The following is a 15859-nucleotide window of genomic DNA, read 5'->3' on the forward strand; positions in this document are numbered from 1 at the left end:
CGGATTTGGGTGGAAAAGAATTTAAGCTCAAATTAATCTGACAGACACGGTAATTTAAAACGGGGGACTGTCAGATTAGGTTTGATCTTCTACAGCTAAACTCAGTCTGCTTTCTTGTGTTTCATCTTTAACTAAGTAGGTGCAATCTATTTACTGTTATGACTAACCAGAAATTCATCAACTCTTCTCTTACTCTCGCTTTCTTTACTTTAATCTCTTTTTCTACCGCTTACTGTTATGCTTGGGGTATTGCTGCTTTTCATGGCTACCCGTGGTGGCATGTTGAGGTTGGTAATGCCGGTATAGCTCGCGCACTAGCCTACGTTTTTGGCACATTTTTAACTATCTTTCTTTTTTATTTGATAGGATACGCTTTAGTTAATAAAGTTTTTAAGCTGCATTACTTTAAATACCTTGGCTGGCTACGGGTGAGTGTTCTTGTTACTATTTTTAGCTTGCCAGTAATGATCAGTTTCTATCTGTTTATTGGCAAAGTGCCAATGTATTTACACCTACTCTATCTAGGGACAACTACCCTATCAGTATTATTATTTCACAAACATTGGGACCACCGCGTATTCCACTTAGATATTCAAAAAATGTTAAGCGAAGAACGCTTCGGTTTTTTCTATGTTTTTATTTTCATCTATTTTAGCTTACTTTCTTTGAGTATTGGCTACATTCGCCCTGAGCTGAGAACAACGTATGATTATCTTGAAATTGAAAATAAGCGATATTATGTCTTATCTATTCATCGCAATAACATTTATGTGCTGGGCGAAAAAACTAAAGATAACGATGAATTTCTCTTTTTCAACCAAGATACATTGAAATATTACCGCATTAATATTACCAAAATGCCAAATTAGCCTATCTAAAATAACAATCCGCACCTAAAACGTGCGGATTGTGGCTATTTGAGCTAAAGATTACTTAAATCTACCAAAGCATCTCTGCCGATGTCGCTAATTTTAGCATTGCTGGTAAGTGTCATCGCCACTTTCATTTCTTTAAGGAAGATGTCGAGCAGGTTTTCCACACCGGCTTGACCGGCGGCGCTAAGAGCGTAAACAAAGGAACGCCCGATCATCGTACAATCTGCGCCGAGAGCCAGCATTCTCACCACATCTAAGCCGTTGCGGATACCAGAGTCGGCAAGGATTTTGATCTCCCCTTTTACTGCATCGGCAATGCTTGGCAGGGCTTTGGCAGAAGAAAGTACCCCATCTAACTGACGACCACCGTGGTTGGAGACGATGATACCGTCCGCACCAAATCTTACGGCATCTTTAGCATCTTCTGGGTCGAGAATGCCTTTGATCACCATCGGGCCGTCCCAAAATTCACGAATCCACTCTAAATCTTTCCACGAAATTGATGGGTCGAAATTATCGGTCAGCCAGCCGATGTAGTTGTTCAGATCAATCGGTTTGCCCATATAGTTTGACACATTGCCTAACGTGTGGGGTTTACCGTGAATGCCCACGTCCCACGCCCAAAACGGGTGAACCATTGCCTGCAACACACGGCGAATGTCTTTGTATGGGCCGCTCATTCCGGAGTGCATATCACGATAACGTGCGCCGGGGGTCGGCATATCTACGGTAAACACTAGCGTGGAACAACCGGCGGCTTTGGCTCGTTCCAATGCATTTTTCATAAAGCCCCGATCTTTTAACACATAGAGCTGAAACCACATCGGGCGTTTGATTGCCGGTGCAACCTCTTCAATCGGGCAAATAGAGACAGTGGAAAGGGTAAACGGAATACCTTTGTTATCTGCGGCTTTGCCCGCTTGCACTTCGCCACGGCGGGCATACATTCCTAATGCACCGACAGGGGCGAGGGTCACCGGCATAGACAGTTTTTCGCCGAACAGCTCGATGCCGGTGTCTAGTTGCGACATATCTTTTAACACACGTTGACGCAGGGCGATGTCTTCCAAATCGCTCACATTACGACGTAAGGTCTGCTCGGCGTAAGAACCGCCATCCGCATAATGGAACATAAAAGGGGGAACACGACGTTTTGCCGCACGGCGGTAATCGTTTGCAGATGAAATGATCATTTAAAACCTCATAAATCATTAAGAAAAAAGTGTGGCTATTCTACTTTAAAATAAAAATAAGAATTACTATTATTTGCAAAATATGAGAAATAGATCACATTTTTGTTACAAACTAATTAGCATAAAAATACAATTGCACAAAAAGCAACCAACAAAACAATTGATTATTCACAGATTGAAAAGATGACACTAACTATTTGATTTAATTATAATTTATGGAAATAGCAAAAGGCTGATTTGAGTTATTCACGCCTAATTTGAAAAACTATCACATCTTTATCCACAAATGGTGGGGATAACTCTGCTTTATTTACGAAGCAAAAATTGCCCTGCTTATTCATTTTAAAATTTAAACTTATTTTGACGAGAAAAAACGCAACAACTTGATCTTTATCCAGATCATTGCTTAAGAAAAAGATCGCATTTTTAGATCTGATTAATTGCTCTGTTTTACAACGTTCCGCCTGTTTATCCTCAACTTATACCACTTATATTCAATAGTTATCCACAAAGTTATTCACAAGCGGTTATATTTTATGGTTTTTTTGCAAATCAACCCAAAGTATGAAACAATTCTCCCATTCTAGAATTTTTATCAATTAGGTGGTCGAGTGATCGATTTCGATGGCTACCGCCCAAATGTTGGAATCGTTATCTGTAATAAGCACGGGCAAGTTCTGTGGGCAAAACGGTTTGGTCAAAACTCTTGGCAATTTCCGCAAGGTGGAATTAATGAGGGGGAAAACATTGAAGCAGCAATGTACCGTGAGCTTTATGAAGAGGTCGGCTTAAGTAAAAAAGATGTACGATTGCTTTGGGCGTCTAAATATTGGCTAAAATATAAACTGCCAAAACGCTTGGTACGTAATGAAGGCTCTGGTCCTGTCTGTATCGGGCAAAAACAGCGTTGGTTTCTACTGCAATTAATCGGTGATGAAAGCCTGATTAATTTGAAAACCACGAAAAATCCGGAGTTTGACGGCTGGCGTTGGGTCAGCTTTTGGTATCCAGTCCGCCAAGTGGTCTCTTTTAAACGAGATGTTTATCGCAAAGCGATGAAAGAGTTTGCACAGGTTTTGCAAAACAATATTCAAAAAGCGACTGACGATAAAACCGGTGAGAAACCACGCATTGAGCGTGGCGAGACTTCGCCCCATACTTATAAAAAAACCTCTCAGGATTCTGCCAAAGCCTATAAACGAGAAGCTCGTAAGCCTTATCGTCCTTGGCATCAACATAATCAAAAAGGAAAATAAGATGACTATTTTATTAAGCTGCCTTTTTTTAGGGGTGTTTGTCGGCTTTTTAGCCGGCTTGTTCGGCATTGGTGGTGGGTTAATCATCGTGCCGAGTTTGGTCTTCCTACTGCCCATGGCAGGTGTACCGCCGGAATATATAATGTCCACCGCACTCGGCACATCATTTTCAACCATTATTATTACCGCCTTTGCATCGGCACAACGCCATCATAAGTTAGGCAATGTCGATATCCAAACCAGTAAATATTTTATTCCAGCGTTGATGGTTTCGGTTTTTCTATCGGGCTTGGTGGTAAGCCGCCTCGATCCGCAACTGATGTCTAGAATTTTTGCGGTAATGGTACTTTACCTTGCAGGTAAAATGATTTTTTCAATAAAAAGAGCACCGAAAAATAAACCACTTACCGTTCAAACGACGATAATCGGAGGTTCAATCATCGGTGCGTTAGCCAGTATGGCAGGGATCGCAGGTGGAGCCTTTATTGTACCATTTTTAAACGATCGAGGCTTAGAAATGAAACGTGCCATCGGCACTTCCTCATTTTGCGGAGCATTTTTAGGTTTATCTGGCACAATCAGCTTTATTGTAAGTGGCTGGGGCTTAGAAGGAATGCCTGATTATTCTCTCGGTTATGTTTATTTACCGGCTCTGTTTGGTATTACGGCAACTTCATTTTTCACCTCAAAAATGGGGGCAAGTGCCGCCAACGCTCTACCTGTGCCGATGCTGAAAAAAGCCTTTGCGGTGCTTTTGGTCTGTATCGCCATCAATATGTTTTTAAAATAAGGACACTATGAACGAACAATTTATCCAATTTCCACAAATTAGCCCGATTGTGTTTGAAATCGGTCCGATTGCCCTGCGTTGGTATGGGCTAATGTATTTAGCCGGCTTTGCCTTTGCCTACTGGCTGGGAATGAGACGGGCGAAAAATTCCAATGGAGTTTGGACAACCGAGCAAGTGGATAGCTTAGTCTATACTTGCTTCTGGGGCGTAGTATTAGGTGGGCGTATCGGCGATGTGTTCTTTTATAGCTTCGACCGTTTCTTACAAGATCCGCTCTACCTCTTTCGCATTTGGGAAGGCGGAATGTCCTTTCACGGCGGTTTAATCGGCGTCATTGTAGCAATGATTTGGGTTTCCTACCGCCAAAAACGCAATTTCTGGCAGACAGCAGATTTTATCGCACCGCTAGTACCGTTCGGGCTAGGTATGGGGCGTATCGGCAATTTCATTAACGATGAACTTTGGGGGCGTGTAACCGATGTGCCTTGGGCGGTGTTATTTCCAAGCGGTGGCTATCTTCCCCGCCACCCGTCACAGCTTTATGAAGCCTTTTTAGAGGGTGTGGTGTTACTCTTTATCCTCAACTGGTTTATTCAAAAGCCTCGCCCGGCAGGTGCGGTTTCAGGGTTATTTTTAATCGGCTACGGCACATTCCGCTTTATTGTGGAATACTTCCGAGAAATCGACCATAACGTCAATACCACCGCAGATTTAATCACTCGTGGGCAACTACTCTCTTTACCGATGATTATCGGCAGCATACTGATTATGGCGTGGGCGTATAAAGTAAACAAAGTGAAATAAACGTAGGGGCAAGTCAATATTTGCCCTCATTACAAAAATTGCAAAAAATTTGCAGAAAACGACCGCTTGTGTTTGAAGGATATACTATGAGTAAAAAATACAAAGTCATCGGTTTCGACTTAGACGGAACGCTAATCAACACCCTCCCCGATCTCACTCTTGTCGCCAATTCAATGTTTCTAGAAGCCGGTTTGCCAACGGTTACACAAGAAAAAGTGCTGACTTGGATCGGTAAAGGGGCAGATATTTTCTTCCAAAATGCGGTTGCTCACACCGGCAGAATTTTCCAAGCCGATGAGTTGGTGAAAATGCGAGTGAGCTTTGATAAATACTACGCCACCTATGTGTGCGAGGAAAGCACCCTTTTCCCAAATGTGAAAGAAACCTTAGAAATCCTCAAAGCAAACGACTACCCGCTGGTGGTGATTACCAACAAACCGACCAAATTAGTCGAGCCGGTGCTTTCCGCTTTCGGCATTTATCATTTATTCGATGAAACCCTTGGTGGGCAATCGCTCCCCAAAATCAAACCGCACCCTGACCCGATGTTTTTTATCTGCGAAAAATTCGGCATTACCCCATCAGAATTACTTTTTGTCGGCGACTCAGAAAATGACGTGATTGCCGCCAAAGCCGCCGGTTGTGATGTGGTTGGACTAACTTACGGCTATAACTACAATGTGCCGATTGAACAATCTAACCCGACTTTTGTGACATCTGAATTTAAAGATGTGTTGAAAATTGTGGGGTTATAAAGAAAACATTTGTTTTCTTTTGATGTTTGCTTTAGACTTTCCGAACCTAAAGATTTAAAGGAGTAAAGTATGCCAACAATCGCATTACGTCAGGTCGGTGGCTCGGTTGCAATGGTGATTCCGCCTGCTTTTTTAGAGGCACTCAAGCTCTCCGTCGGTAGCAAAGTGGATTTGTCTTTAAACGACAACCAACTCGTGATTAATCCTGCCCGCCCAAAAGTGAAATACAGCTTAGAGGAATTATTAAGACAATCCGATTTTGAGGCAGCAAGGAATGAAGAAAGCCAATCGTGGTTATCCGAGCCGGCAATAGGAAAAGAAATTTTATGAAACGTGGCGATATTTACTGGCTCGATCTTGATCCAACCTTAGGACACGAACAATCAGGCTTCCGCCCCGTTGTAATTGTTTCCGCAACTGCATTTAATCTAGCCAGTAAACTGCCTGTGGTTGTGCCGATTACTAACGGTGGAGCTTTTGCTGAAAGACTGGGCTTTGCCGTTTCATTAAAAGATGCCGGCTTAAAAACAACAGGGATTATTCGATGCGATCAACCTCGCACAGTCGATATTGCACAACGCCATGGAAAATTTATCGAAGCCTTACCCGAAAGCCTACTTGATGAAATTATGGCAAGGGTTTCAGTGATTTTTGAGTAAGATACAAGCGGTCTGATTTGCTCTATTTTTTGCAAAATCATCAATAAATCTGACCGCTTGTACTTTTATCCCTTCCCAATAACCGTTAAGATAACCTATATTTTTCAAATCAAACGAGAAGATAAAATGAGCAAACCTATTGTATTTAGTGGCGTGCAGCCCTCAGGTGAATTGACTATCGGTAACTACTTAGGGGCGTTACGCAACTGGGTGAAAATGCAAGATGATTATGACTGTGTATATTGCATTGTCGATCAACACGCCATTACCGTTCGTCAAGATCCGGAGTCGCTACGCAAATCAACTTTAGATGTGTTAGCCCTGTATTTAGCTTGTGGCATTGATCCAAACAAAAGCACTATTTTTATTCAATCCCACGTGCCGGAACACGCCCAATTAGCTTGGGTGCTGAACTGTTACACCTATTTCGGTGAAATGGGGCGTATGACGCAATTTAAAGATAAATCGGCACGCTATGAAGAGAATGTCAATGTGGGCTTATTTACTTATCCGGTATTAATGGCGGCAGATATTCTGCTTTACCAAGCCAACCAAGTGCCGGTAGGCGATGACCAAAAACAACATTTGGAAATCACCCGTGACATTGCCAACCGTTTCAATGCCTTATACGGCAAAAAAGATTCCGAAGGCAACCTGATCGAGCCTGTTTTTGCAGTGCCGGAAGTCTTTATTGCGAAATCCGGGGCAAGAGTGATGTCGCTACTTGAGCCGACCAAAAAAATGTCAAAATCGGACGATAATCGTAACAATGTGATTGGACTATTGGAAGATCCGAAAGCGGTAGCGAAGAAAATCAAACGGGCAATGACCGATGGCGATGAACCGCCAGTAGTGCGTTATGACGTACAGAATAAAGCCGGTGTCTCGAATTTATTGGATATTCTCTCCGCCATTACCGGCAAAACCATTGCCGAATTAGAAACCGAATTTGAAGGCAAAATGTATGGTCATTTGAAAACAGAAGTAGCAGATAAGGTTTCCGAACTATTAACCAATCTGCAAGAACGTTATCACCACTACCGCCAAGATGAAGCATTATTGGAAAAAATCTACCGTGAAGGGGCAGAAAAAGCTCGAGCTCAAGCCAAAGCAACGTTAGATAAGGTATATGAATTAGTCGGTTTTGTGCGTTACTAACACTTAATGAAAAATGCTCTTGAGGATTCAAGAGCATTTTTGCAAAAAAGAACCGATTGTCAATTATTTACGGGCGTTATAAATCTTCATTGCTTCCGGCACAAGGCGGGCTAAGTTTTCTTGACGGTCAGCATTTGATGGGTGAGTTGAGAAAATGGACAAGCCTGAATCGCCATTGGCTTTACTCATTTTTACCCAAACATTCGGCGCTGCTGATGGGTTGTAGCCTGATTCTGCCATTAAAATTAACCCAACTTCGTCCGCCTCAGTCTCTTGGCTGCGAGAGAATGGCTTGGTGGCAATCAAATCCACGCCAGTGCTGAGTAAACCTTCGGTGCTTACGCCTGTTGAGGCAGTCACAGCCACATCTGCAATAGCACCTACAATACTGGTAATAGCGCTAACCGTACGGTCTGATTTACCGTGTTCTTTCAGTGCGTGAGCCATCTCGTGTCCCATTACCACTGCAATTTCATCGTTCGATAAATTAAGTCTTTCCACTAACCCCGTGTAAAACGCCATTTTACCGCCCGGCATCGCCCACGCATTGAGTTCATCCGATTTCAATACGGTAATTTCCCAATGAAAAGGTACACCAGTCTGGTTGGCTCTTTCCGCATAAGGCTTCATTTTATGAAAAACAGTGTGAATCCGCTTAGCGGTGGCAGACGAATTGTCAATCGCATTTTGCTGACGAGCTTGGGTTTTCACTTGAGCATAACTTTGAGCCGCTTCTTGGTTAATGCTTTCTGTTGTGGCACAAGCGGTAATCACTGTTGCTAAAAAAACTGAATAACTTAATTTTTTGATGAATTTCATTTTATATCCCACAAAAAATGCCAAACAAATTTGCTTGGCATTCAAAAATAAATAATTATTTCTTAGCACGCTCGAATGATTCTAAGATTTCTTGGCGAGCTTCGTTTACATCGCCCCAACCTTCTACTTTCACCCATTTGCCCGCTTCTAATGCTTTATAGCTTTCGAAGAAGTGCTGGATTTGTGCTTTTAATAACGCCGGTAAGTCACCTACATCTTTGATGTGGTCATACTCTTTACTTAATTTGGTGTGTGGAACAGCAACCACTTTTGCATCACCGCCGGCTTCATCGGTCATTTTTAACACACCGACAGGACGGCAACGAATCACCGAACCCGGTTGTAACGGATATGGTGTTGGCACTAATACATCAACCGGGTCACCGTCTGATGATAAGGTGTTATTCACATAACCATAGTTTGCCGGATAGAACATTGCGGTTGCCATAAAGCGATCCACAAATAATGCCCCGGTTTCTTTGTCCACTTCATATTTGATTGGATCAGAGTTTGCCGGAATTTCAATTACAACATAAATATCGTCCGGTAATTCTTTACCGGCAGGAACTAATTCTAAGCCCATTTTGGTTTCCTTCTATAATAGGTGAAATAAACGGCGTGATTATAGCCTATTTTCAGAAAAAGATAAAAGCCCGTTTCTCTTTTCATTTTCCGCCAACAAATCCGGCTAATTTTTTGCTAAATTGCTTACAAACCGCACACTCAACCATTTTTCGATAAAAAAAACTTGCCAAAGTTTTAAAAATCCGTAAGATATGCCCTCGTTACGCAAGATTATGGGTCATTAGCTCAGCCGGTAGAGCAGCGGACTTTTAATCCGTTGGTCGAAGGTTCGAATCCTTCATGACCCACCATTAATCTTCAAAACACCTCTAAGGGTCATTAGCTCAGTCGGTAGAGCAGCGGACTTTTAATCCGTTGGTCGAAGGTTCGAATCCTTCATGACCCACCATTAATTTCAAAACTCCTCTGAGGGTCATTAGCTCAGTCGGTAGAGCAGCGGACTTTTAATCCGTTGGTCGAAGGTTCGAATCCTTCATGACCCACCATTTACTCAAATCCCATTTGCAAATTTTTCTGAAAAAACAACCGCTTTATAGTAGAATTCAGTCAATTTTTATCACTTTTATTTTATTCATCAATGCTAAAAAAAATCCTTATTGCATTAGGCTTAGCCGGCGTTATTGCTTGCGGTGGACTGTTTTACGGCTACCAAAAACTCACCTCTTTAGCCGAACACCCGATCACGGTTCAGCCGAATCAACTTTTCGTATTGGAAAAAGGCGTTTCCAGCCAAAAATTAGCGGCTCTGTTAGAAGAGCAAGGCATTGTCACCCACGATGACGCCGATCTTATCCCTTATTTAATGCGATTATACCCTGAGTTAAGCAAATTCAAGGCTGGTGCTTATTCACTCGCAGGCTTAACGACAGTAAAAGATTTGCTCGCTCATTTAAGCTCCGGCAAAGAAGTGCAACTTAACGTGCAATTTATTGAGGGCAAAACTTTTAAAATTTGGCGGGAACAACTAGCGAAAGCCGATTATTTACAGCACACGCTACAAGGCAAATCGGAAAAAGAAATCGCTGACTTACTCGGCATTCCACACGAAAAAATCGAAGGTTGGATAGCCCCGGATACTTACAACTACACGCCCAATTCCACCGATTTAGCCTTGCTTAAACGGGCTTATCAAAAGCAGAAAACGGCGTTGGAACAGGCTTGGAAAAATAGAGCGGAAAATCTACCGCTTGCAACACCATACGAAATGCTGATTCTTGCCTCGATTGTGGAAAAAGAGACCGGCATTGCGACCGAACGCCCACAAGTGGCATCGGTCTTTATTAACCGTTTACGCAACAATATGCGACTGCAAACCGATCCAACCGTCATTTACGGAATGGGCGATCGTTATAACGGCAATATCCGCCGCAAAGATTTAGAAGAGGCAACGCCATACAATACTTACCAGATTGACGGCTTACCGCCAACGCCGATTGCCATGCCGAGTGAAGCTTCGATTAAAGCGGTTGCCAACCCGGATAATACACCCTACCTCTATTTTGTGGCAGACGGCACGGGCGGTCATAAATTCAGCAAAACACTGAATGAGCATAATAAAGCGGTGGCAGAATGGATTCAAATTGAACGCAAACGCAAAAATGAACAAAAATAGTGAGAACAATATGCGTGGAAAATTTATTGTAATTGAAGGCTTAGAGGGCGCAGGCAAAACGACTGCTCACCAAGTGATTCTCAAAGAGTTGGAACAAGCCGGCATTAATGACGTAGTAATGACCCGAGAACCCGGCGGCACCCCCCTTGCCGAAAAGTTACGCCATTTAATTAAACACGAAACCGAAGAAGCCATTAACGATAAGGCTGAGCTGCTAATGCTCTACGCTGCTCGTGTTCAATTAGTCGAAAATGTGATCAAACCTGCCCTTGCCGAAGGCAAATGGGTTCTGGGCGACCGCCACGATATGTCTTCCCAAGCCTATCAAGGCGGTGGACGTAAGTTGGATCGTCACTTACTCGAAACCTTAAAAGAATCGGTACTCGGCACATTCGAGCCAGATTTAACGATTTATCTCGATCTCGATCCGGTGATTGGTTTAGAAAGAGCCAGAGGCAGAGGCGAATTAGACCGCATCGAACAGCAAAGCCTTGACTTCTTCTACCGCACACGAGAGCGTTATTTAGAATTAACCCAACACAACGATAAAGCCGTGATCATCAATGCCGAACAACCCATCGAACAGGTGACTGCGGATATTCAACAAGTAATTAGAAACTGGCTGAAATAATGTACCCTTGGCTCGAAAGCACTTATCAACAACTTACCGATTCATTTTTACAGGGGCGAGGTCATCACGCCTTACTGTTCAAAACAGATGTTGGTCTTGGTACAGACACCTTAATCTACAAGGTGGCTGAATGGTTGCTTTGCAGCCAAAAACTCCGCCATCAACCTTGTCTTGAATGCAAAAGTTGCCTGCTTATGCAAAGCAACAACCACCCCGATTTCCACATTCTTGAGCCGATTGAAGACAAAGATATTGGTATCGACCAAGTGCGTGAGTTGATTTATAAACTCCAGAATTTCGCCCAACAAGGGGGAAATACGGTCGTTTATATTCGAGGAGTTGATCGTTTAACCGAGGCAAGCAGTAATGCCCTGCTCAAAACCTTGGAAGAGCCACGTGAAAACGTCTATTTCTTGCTCGAAGCACCGCTTCAAGCAACAGTTTTAGCTACCATTCAAAGCCGCAGCCAAACTTGGGTACTTTACGCCCCACAAGCCTCAGAAGTAATGGCTTGGCTACAAACACAATTTCCGGCAATCTCAACCGACGACTTAGAGATTGCACTCCGCCTTTGCCACTCACGCCCACTAATTTGCAAAAATTTTATCGAAAATGACCGCTTGCAACAGCGAAAAACCTTTTTGCAAACCTTCTGGCGTTTCTACAAAAGCCACGATGTCTTCTTGTTATTCCAAGCCTTCGCCCAAGAAAAAGAGCTGATTTTACAGCAACTCGAATGGCTGGAAAGTTTCTTTAGCGATGCCCTAAAAGCTAAAATGGCAATCAGCCACGGTTGGCTAAACCCGGATCTCCAAAACGGCATTCTCCCTTTTAGCCAACAACTAACGACCCACGGCTTACTTAAAGGGCATCAAATTCTCCAACAAACCCAGCGGGATTTAACCGAAATTAACGCCGTCAATCCGGAATTGATGTTGCTAGATTGCCTGACGAAGTTGGTTTTGGTGTTTGAGTAAAAGCCCTCTCTCATAGAAGGTAGCTTTCAATTAGCCGTAAAAAGAGGCTTCTAGCCCTATAATATAGTTTATAACTTGCAAAATTATCTATCTTTGTTATTGTATGAATAATTCACACAAGGAGAATATTATGGCAAGAACAACCAGCGTGACTTTAGGCGAACCTTTAAATGATTTTGTAAATGAAATGGTGGCAAGTGGGCGTTATGGCTCTACCAGTGAAGTAGTGAGAACCGCTTTACGAATGCTTGAGGAAAAAGAGCAATACTTAGCTCAGTTGCGACAAGCCATTGATGATGGTGATGCTAGTGGTTATGCAACCGAAACGATTGATGAAATGATGTTGAGAGTAAAGGCGGAACTTAATGTATAAACTTTCTGCTCAAGCACTCCGAGATCAAGAGAAACTTTTTCGTTACAGTATCTCTCAATTTGGTGTTCAACAAACAGAATCTTATTTTGCAGATCTAAAGCATATTTTGAATTTATTAGCTGATTTTCCAACAATGGGAACTTCTGCGGAACATATTCGTGGTGGCTTGCGAATGCACACACATCAATCTCATACAATTTATTATCGAATAAAAGCAGATCATATATTTATTGTTCGCATCTTACATAACCAAATGAATCATAAACGCTATATTTAGAAAAATGAAAGACTTATTTATCATAGACTCACATTGTCATCTAGATTCTCTAGACTACGAAACTCGTCACAAAAACGTGGACGAAGTAATTGAAAATGCCAAAGCCCGAGGGGTGCATCATTTTATCTCGGTTTGCACTACAGTTGGGCGTTTTGAAGCAATGAAAAACTTAACCGCCCATCGTAATGACGTTTCACTTTCTTGTGGCGTTCACCCGTTGAATGTGGAAGATGAACCTTTTGATTACGATAAATTATTTCAGTTCGCTCAAGATCCGAAAGTGGTTGCCATTGGGGAAACTGGTTTGGATTATCACTACACACCGGAAACCAAAGCGTTGCAACAATCGCTTTTCGTTCAACAAATTGAAATTGCAAACAAACTCAATAAGCCACTCATTATCCATTCTCGTTCGGCACGCCAAGATACGATGGATATGTTGGAACAAAATAATGCCGAAAAATGCGGTGGGGTGTTGCATTGCTTTACCGAAGATTGGGCAATGGCAAAACGGGCTTTAGACATCGGCTTTTATATCTCAATTTCGGGCATTATTACTTTCCGCAATGCAGAAGAACTCCGAGAAGTCGTGCGAAAAGTGCCGTTAGATCGCTTATTGGTTGAAACAGATTCCCCTTATCTTGCCCCGATTCCTTATCGTGGTAAGCCGAACCAGCCGGCGTATGTGCGGGAAACTTGCGAATATGTGGCGACATTAAAAGGCGTTTCAACTGAAGAATTAGCTCGCATTACAACCGAAAATGTGCAACACTTATTCAACATTAAATTATAAGGAACTAATATGAGAGCAATACTTAAGTATTTTCTGATTCTTGTCTCACTATCATTTTTTATTGTATTAGGCGGTGCAGTTAATTATGCAATGCCAAGTTATGAAGATACCGTAGTAACAGGTATGGAAGTACGCCGAATGGATAAAGATGGTATTATCAGCAAAGCGAATCCTGCTGATGGCGAGGTGCGCGATGTTTATTTCTTATTCACGGAAGATCCTGAAACCAAAAAGGTAATGGTTTATCGTAATGAAGATACCGGCTGGGGGTTGCCTCCTTATTTCAAATTCGGATCTGCCGACATTCAAGCCAAAGCTCAAGCCTACGCTAACGAAAAACAACGTGTGCAAATTAAATATTACGGCTGGCGAATCAATTGGCTAAATGAATTTAGAAATATTGTTTCAATCAAGCCATTAGAAGAAGCAGAAACAGTCAGCAAACCAATTATGAGCTATGTACTTTATGCCGTATTGGCGTTCTTGTTCTTCCTCTCAGTACAATTTATTCGTGGCATTTTTAAAGATTAATGCCGATTAACCTTTGACAAACGGTTCGATTTTGTAAAAAATTGAACCGTTTTCTTTTTTATCAACAATATCAAATGACGTACTATTTTATTGCCGATCTCCACTTAAATGAAAATCAGCCTGAAATTACCCACCTCTTTTTGCAATTTATGCAAGAAAAAGCACTACTTGCAGAAGCGGTTTATATCTTAGGTGATCTGTTTGATTTCTGGATTGGCGATGATGAGCAGTCTGAACTCATTTCAACCGTTAAACAGGCAATCAAAACCCTCACTACAAGCGGTACAAAATGCTATTTTATTTGCGGAAATCGTGATTTTTTAATTGGCAAACGATTCAGCGAACAAACGGGTATGGTTATTTTGCCTGATTATCACGTTATAGATTTATTCGGCACATCTACCTTGCTTTGCCACGGCGATACGCTTTGTACTGATGATGTGAAATATCAACAATTTCGTAAAAAAGTCCACCAAAAATGGCGACAAGCTATCTTTTTGATGTTTCCGCTTTCTTGGCGAATTCGTATTGCGGAGAAAATTCGATCCAAAAGCAAACAAGAAAAGCGTGATAAATCCGCTGAAATTATGGACGTAAACGCTGAAGTTACCGCTCAAATTGTCGCAAAATACAATACAACTCAACTTATACACGGGCATACGCATCGACAAGCAATCCATCAGCATAATGGATTTACCCGCATTGTATTAGGCGACTGGAAAGAAAATTACGCCTCTATTTTAAGCGTAACCGAGCAAGGAGCTGAATTTATATGATTAATGTGATTATTCCTTGCTATAACGCCGAAAACACCCTTGTTCGTGCAGTGCAAAGTGTATTAAATCAGTCTGGATTAAATCTATTGTGGCTTATTGATGATGCTTCAACGGATAATACGCTTGCCTTAGCTAAACATTTACAAGCCCAAGTGCCTGATAAAATTAGAGTGGAACAAATGCCTCAAAATGGCGGTGTTGCCAAAGCACGCAACTGGGGAGCATTACAAAGTGAAACAGATTTAATTGCCTTTTTAGATGCTGATGATGCTTATGAAAACGGGGCATTGCAAGTTGCTGAAAAGATTTTTGAGTTTAAACCGGAAACCGGCTTGGTTCGGTTAGCATTAAAACCGGTAAACTTAGATCAACGTTACAGCTCTCACCCTAATTTTGAGTTAGCTTGGCAATATATGCAAATGACTGGTGCAGGCAACACTGTATTTCGGCGTAGTTTCTTCCTCGCTTGTGGCGGCTTTCCACAACATCAGCTCTTCCAAGAATTAGGTGGAGAAGATGGTGCTTTAGGCATAGCCACTACACAAATTAGCTCTGTAGCTACTGCATTTAATGATGTCGGTGTTTTACATTACTGCCGAGAGGGTATGCACGCAGAAAGATTATTAAATGCGATTTTATTCAACGAAAAAGATCCCAATGTTACTGAAGAAAAAGTTAAACAAGCCAACCTAATTACCGAAAATATTGTTAATAATATTAGAAATCTACAAGACTGTCTTAATAGTAAAGGGATTGGTATTAAGCCTTTGATATACGCTTGAATGGAGCTAAAAAAGCATTTGCAGATTTTCCCTAAAAAAACAACCGCTTGTATTCTTGAGCCTTCTTTCCTCTCCGATAACAAGCGGTCATTTTCCGTGAGTTTTTTACCTTTACCGCAACAACAAAAAACCGCCTGTATCTCTACAGGCGGCTCTTTCTTGGATTACTTGTACTTTGTTTATTTGTACTTATTTTGCTTTTGCTTAAGTTT

20 protein-coding genes and 3 tRNA genes are annotated in these 15859 nt (G+C 42.0%); 20 read left to right on the plus strand and 3 right to left on the minus strand.

The features are described 5' to 3' along the window. The first annotated feature begins 158 nt into the window (after window positions 1-158). Entirely contained in the window at window positions 159-869 is a 711-nt protein-coding gene (locus tag EDC41_RS12360; RefSeq protein ID WP_006252904.1) for a hypothetical protein, read from the plus strand. Window positions 870-922: 53 nt separating this feature from the next. Here the strand turns inward: EDC41_RS12360 and lldD are convergent, their stop codons facing one another. Further along, entirely contained in the window at window positions 923-2068 is a 1146-nt protein-coding gene (gene lldD / locus EDC41_RS12365) for an FMN-dependent L-lactate dehydrogenase LldD (RefSeq protein WP_006251102.1), read from the minus strand. 611 nt (window positions 2069-2679) lie between these two features. On the opposite strand from lldD, the gene rppH reads away from it, so the two are divergent. The 7 genes from rppH to trpS all read left to right on the plus strand — a co-directional run bounded on the left by rppH (window position 2680) and on the right by trpS (window position 7491). Next, window positions 2680-3324, plus strand: coding sequence for an RNA pyrophosphohydrolase (rppH, locus tag EDC41_RS12370; RefSeq protein ID WP_006248521.1), 645 nt, complete (start codon window positions 2680-2682; stop codon window positions 3322-3324). A gap of 1 nt (window position 3325) precedes the next feature. Next, window positions 3326-4114, plus strand: coding sequence for a sulfite exporter TauE/SafE family protein (locus EDC41_RS12375; protein ID WP_006248520.1), 789 nt, complete (start codon window positions 3326-3328; stop codon window positions 4112-4114). Between the two features lie 7 nt (window positions 4115-4121). Further along, on the plus strand, window positions 4122-4919 hold the full coding sequence (gene lgt / locus EDC41_RS12380) for a prolipoprotein diacylglyceryl transferase (RefSeq protein WP_006251103.1): 798 nt from the start codon (window positions 4122-4124) through the stop codon (window positions 4917-4919). Between the two features lie 86 nt (window positions 4920-5005). Beyond that, window positions 5006-5674 (plus strand): phosphoglycolate phosphatase, encoded by a 669-nt coding sequence (locus EDC41_RS12385; protein ID WP_006248518.1) that lies wholly within the window; start codon window positions 5006-5008, stop codon window positions 5672-5674. A 69-nt stretch (window positions 5675-5743) separates the two neighbouring features. Further along, a complete protein-coding gene (locus tag EDC41_RS12390; protein ID WP_006248517.1) occupies window positions 5744-6004 on the plus strand; it encodes an AbrB/MazE/SpoVT family DNA-binding domain-containing protein in 261 nt (86 codons plus the stop codon). Then, window positions 6001-6333, plus strand: a complete 333-nt coding sequence (locus EDC41_RS12395; RefSeq protein WP_006248516.1) for a type II toxin-antitoxin system PemK/MazF family toxin — start codon at window positions 6001-6003, stop codon at window positions 6331-6333. Before EDC41_RS12390 ends, EDC41_RS12395 begins: the two co-directional genes overlap by 4 nt. Window positions 6334-6459: 126 nt before the next feature. Further along, on the plus strand, window positions 6460-7491 hold the full coding sequence (trpS, locus tag EDC41_RS12400; protein WP_006248514.1) for a tryptophan--tRNA ligase: 1032 nt from the start codon (window positions 6460-6462) through the stop codon (window positions 7489-7491). A gap of 63 nt (window positions 7492-7554) precedes the next feature. Here trpS and EDC41_RS12405 read toward each other — a convergent pair whose 3' ends face one another. Together EDC41_RS12405 and ppa are read right to left on the minus strand one after the other, a co-directional pair. Continuing rightward, window positions 7555-8310: a M48 family metallopeptidase gene (locus EDC41_RS12405; RefSeq protein ID WP_006248513.1), complete on the minus strand. Its 756-nt coding sequence runs from the start codon at window positions 8308-8310 to the stop codon at window positions 7555-7557. Between the two features lie 55 nt (window positions 8311-8365). After that, on the minus strand, window positions 8366-8893 hold the full coding sequence (gene ppa, locus EDC41_RS12410) for an inorganic diphosphatase (protein ID WP_006248512.1): 528 nt from the start codon (window positions 8891-8893) through the stop codon (window positions 8366-8368). Between the two features lie 216 nt (window positions 8894-9109). Between ppa and EDC41_RS12415 the strand changes: the two genes are divergently transcribed. From EDC41_RS12415 to EDC41_RS12470, 12 genes are all read left to right on the plus strand, one after another. Next, a tRNA-Lys gene (locus EDC41_RS12415) sits at window positions 9110-9185 on the plus strand. A gap of 22 nt (window positions 9186-9207) precedes the next feature. Beyond that, window positions 9208-9283: transfer RNA gene (locus EDC41_RS12420), tRNA-Lys, on the plus strand. 21 nt (window positions 9284-9304) lie between these two features. Continuing rightward, a tRNA-Lys gene (locus tag EDC41_RS12425) sits at window positions 9305-9380 on the plus strand. 92 nt (window positions 9381-9472) lie between these two features. Beyond that, window positions 9473-10507, plus strand: a complete 1035-nt coding sequence (gene mltG / locus EDC41_RS12430) for an endolytic transglycosylase MltG (protein ID WP_006248509.1) — start codon at window positions 9473-9475, stop codon at window positions 10505-10507. 10 nt (window positions 10508-10517) lie between these two features. Next, window positions 10518-11138: a dTMP kinase gene (gene tmk / locus EDC41_RS12435; RefSeq protein WP_006248508.1), complete on the plus strand. Its 621-nt coding sequence runs from the start codon at window positions 10518-10520 to the stop codon at window positions 11136-11138. After that, the gene (locus EDC41_RS12440; protein ID WP_006248507.1) at window positions 11138-12115 is read left to right on the plus strand and encodes a DNA polymerase III subunit delta'; all 978 of its coding nucleotides are present in this window, start codon (window positions 11138-11140) and stop codon (window positions 12113-12115) included. The genes tmk and EDC41_RS12440 overlap by 1 nt, the downstream gene beginning before the upstream one ends. A gap of 130 nt (window positions 12116-12245) precedes the next feature. Then, window positions 12246-12488, plus strand: a complete 243-nt coding sequence (locus EDC41_RS12445) for a type II toxin-antitoxin system ParD family antitoxin (RefSeq protein ID WP_006248506.1) — start codon at window positions 12246-12248, stop codon at window positions 12486-12488. Beyond that, window positions 12481-12765, plus strand: a complete 285-nt coding sequence (locus tag EDC41_RS12450) for a type II toxin-antitoxin system RelE/ParE family toxin (RefSeq protein WP_006251108.1) — start codon at window positions 12481-12483, stop codon at window positions 12763-12765. The genes EDC41_RS12445 and EDC41_RS12450 overlap by 8 nt, the downstream gene beginning before the upstream one ends. A gap of 4 nt (window positions 12766-12769) precedes the next feature. Next, on the plus strand, window positions 12770-13558 hold the full coding sequence (locus tag EDC41_RS12455) for a TatD family hydrolase (protein WP_006251109.1): 789 nt from the start codon (window positions 12770-12772) through the stop codon (window positions 13556-13558). A 9-nt stretch (window positions 13559-13567) separates the two neighbouring features. After that, the gene (locus EDC41_RS12460; RefSeq protein WP_006249623.1) at window positions 13568-14089 is read left to right on the plus strand and encodes a DUF1523 family protein; all 522 of its coding nucleotides are present in this window, start codon (window positions 13568-13570) and stop codon (window positions 14087-14089) included. 74 nt (window positions 14090-14163) lie between these two features. Continuing rightward, window positions 14164-14865 (plus strand): UDP-2,3-diacylglucosamine diphosphatase, encoded by a 702-nt coding sequence (lpxH, locus tag EDC41_RS12465; RefSeq protein ID WP_006249624.1) that lies wholly within the window; start codon window positions 14164-14166, stop codon window positions 14863-14865. Then, a complete protein-coding gene (locus tag EDC41_RS12470) occupies window positions 14862-15647 on the plus strand; it encodes a glycosyltransferase family A protein (protein ID WP_006251111.1) in 786 nt (261 codons plus the stop codon). The genes lpxH and EDC41_RS12470 overlap by 4 nt, the downstream gene beginning before the upstream one ends. Window positions 15648-15859 lie beyond the last annotated feature (212 nt).

The organism is Mannheimia haemolytica, from assembly GCF_004342115.1.
Classification (GTDB): Bacteria; Pseudomonadota; Gammaproteobacteria; order Enterobacterales; family Pasteurellaceae; genus Mannheimia; species Mannheimia haemolytica.

Excerpts from the sequence above, each read along its gene's own strand:
- tmk (WP_006248508.1), top strand. The coding sequence starts at position 10,518 with ATGCGTGGAAAATTTATTGTAATTGAAGGCTTAGAGGGCGCAGGCAAA.
- EDC41_RS12395 (WP_006248516.1), top strand. The coding sequence starts at position 6,001 with ATGAAACGTGGCGATATTTACTGGCTCGATCTTGATCCAACCTTAGGA.
- EDC41_RS12360 (WP_006252904.1), top strand. The coding sequence starts at position 159 with ATGACTAACCAGAAATTCATCAACTCTTCTCTTACTCTCGCTTTCTTT.
- EDC41_RS12440 (WP_006248507.1), top strand. The coding sequence starts at position 11,138 with ATGTACCCTTGGCTCGAAAGCACTTATCAACAACTTACCGATTCATTT.
- EDC41_RS12460 (WP_006249623.1), top strand. The coding sequence starts at position 13,568 with ATGAGAGCAATACTTAAGTATTTTCTGATTCTTGTCTCACTATCATTT.
- lpxH (WP_006249624.1), top strand. The coding sequence starts at position 14,164 with ATGACGTACTATTTTATTGCCGATCTCCACTTAAATGAAAATCAGCCT.
- ppa (WP_006248512.1), bottom strand. The coding sequence starts at position 8,893 with ATGGGCTTAGAATTAGTTCCTGCCGGTAAAGAATTACCGGACGATATT.
- EDC41_RS12375 (WP_006248520.1), top strand. The coding sequence starts at position 3,326 with ATGACTATTTTATTAAGCTGCCTTTTTTTAGGGGTGTTTGTCGGCTTT.
- lgt (WP_006251103.1), top strand. The coding sequence starts at position 4,122 with ATGAACGAACAATTTATCCAATTTCCACAAATTAGCCCGATTGTGTTT.
- EDC41_RS12405 (WP_006248513.1), bottom strand. The coding sequence starts at position 8,310 with ATGAAATTCATCAAAAAATTAAGTTATTCAGTTTTTTTAGCAACAGTG.
- trpS (WP_006248514.1), top strand. The coding sequence starts at position 6,460 with ATGAGCAAACCTATTGTATTTAGTGGCGTGCAGCCCTCAGGTGAATTG.
- EDC41_RS12450 (WP_006251108.1), top strand. The coding sequence starts at position 12,481 with ATGTATAAACTTTCTGCTCAAGCACTCCGAGATCAAGAGAAACTTTTT.
- mltG (WP_006248509.1), top strand. The coding sequence starts at position 9,473 with ATGCTAAAAAAAATCCTTATTGCATTAGGCTTAGCCGGCGTTATTGCT.
- EDC41_RS12470 (WP_006251111.1), top strand. The coding sequence starts at position 14,862 with ATGATTAATGTGATTATTCCTTGCTATAACGCCGAAAACACCCTTGTT.
- EDC41_RS12385 (WP_006248518.1), top strand. The coding sequence starts at position 5,006 with ATGAGTAAAAAATACAAAGTCATCGGTTTCGACTTAGACGGAACGCTA.
- EDC41_RS12445 (WP_006248506.1), top strand. The coding sequence starts at position 12,246 with ATGGCAAGAACAACCAGCGTGACTTTAGGCGAACCTTTAAATGATTTT.
- EDC41_RS12390 (WP_006248517.1), top strand. The coding sequence starts at position 5,744 with ATGCCAACAATCGCATTACGTCAGGTCGGTGGCTCGGTTGCAATGGTG.
- lldD (WP_006251102.1), bottom strand. The coding sequence starts at position 2,068 with ATGATCATTTCATCTGCAAACGATTACCGCCGTGCGGCAAAACGTCGT.
- EDC41_RS12455 (WP_006251109.1), top strand. The coding sequence starts at position 12,770 with ATGAAAGACTTATTTATCATAGACTCACATTGTCATCTAGATTCTCTA.